This is a genomic window from Burkholderia sp. KCJ3K979, from assembly GCF_016759955.1.
GTDB classification, from domain to species: Bacteria; Pseudomonadota; Gammaproteobacteria; order Burkholderiales; family Burkholderiaceae; genus Burkholderia; species Burkholderia orbicola.
Window position 1 is genome coordinate 1 of the sequence record NZ_JACFYV010000440.1, and the last position, 917, is coordinate 917.

A 917-nucleotide genomic window follows, 5' to 3' on the forward strand; every position below is an offset into this window, starting at 1 on the left:
GCGGAAGACCGGGACGATCCGCGCATCGCCGCGCTCAAGCAAACCGCGAAGACCCAGCCGAAGGCCGCCTACGACCTCGGCCTGCGCTATTTCCGCGGCGACGGCGTGCGCCAGGACAGCTACCAGGCGCTCAAGTGGATGCGCGAGGCGGCCGAACGCGGCGACCTGAACGCGCAGAAGGCGCTCGGCAGTTTCTACCTGTTCGGCCTCGAGGAAATGGGCTCGGATGCGCGCGAAGCGGAGAAGTGGCTGTCGATCGCGGCCGGTCGCGGCGACAAGGAATCGAAAAAGCTGCTCGATCTCGCGCGCAAGGCGAAGAAAGAGGACGAAGAAGACTGGAAATGGCGCACGCAATGGCGTGACACCTATTACGGCTACTGGTACTCGGGCTATCCGTACTACGGCGTCTGGCAGCAGACGTACTGGTACTACTGACCGGGCATCGGGCAACGGGGCAGCCGCGGGGAGACCACCATCGCGCGCCACGCCGGGGGGCTTATCGAAGTTCGCACGGACACATAAGCCGAACAACGACTCTAATCGATCGACAACGACATGAAGACCAACCTTTCCCAACGTCTCACTCAAGGTGCGCTGGTGGCAGCGCTTGGCGCGTCCGTCGCGGGCTGCGGCGGCGTGGTGACGCCCGGCGGCCAGAACGCCGGCGTGACGGGCGCCGCGGCAGGCGGCGCGAGCGCCGGCGCCGATTCGCAACTGCAGCGCTGCACGTCGCCGCTCGGCACGATCGCGGTCGACGACGGCCGCAACGCCGACTGGTGGGGCCAGTTCGGCAGCGCCACCAAGGTGACGAGCATCGATCCGCTGCTGCGGCTGGCGGTGCAGCAGTCGAACTGCTTCGTGATCACGTCGATCGGCAACCAGAAGAGCGACGCACGCCTGTCGCGCATCACGCAGCT

General features: G+C 66.5%; 1 protein-coding gene and 1 pseudogene. Both read left to right on the plus strand.

Features of this window, described 5'->3' with window-relative positions:
* A partial coding sequence (locus H3O04_RS35490; RefSeq protein ID WP_202589529.1) for a tetratricopeptide repeat protein occupies positions 1–435 on the plus strand: 435 nt, incomplete at its 5' end.
* A gap of 120 nt (positions 436–555) precedes the next feature.
* Positions 556–917 (plus strand): annotated as a pseudogene (locus tag H3O04_RS35495) (hypothetical protein); the annotation flags it as partial.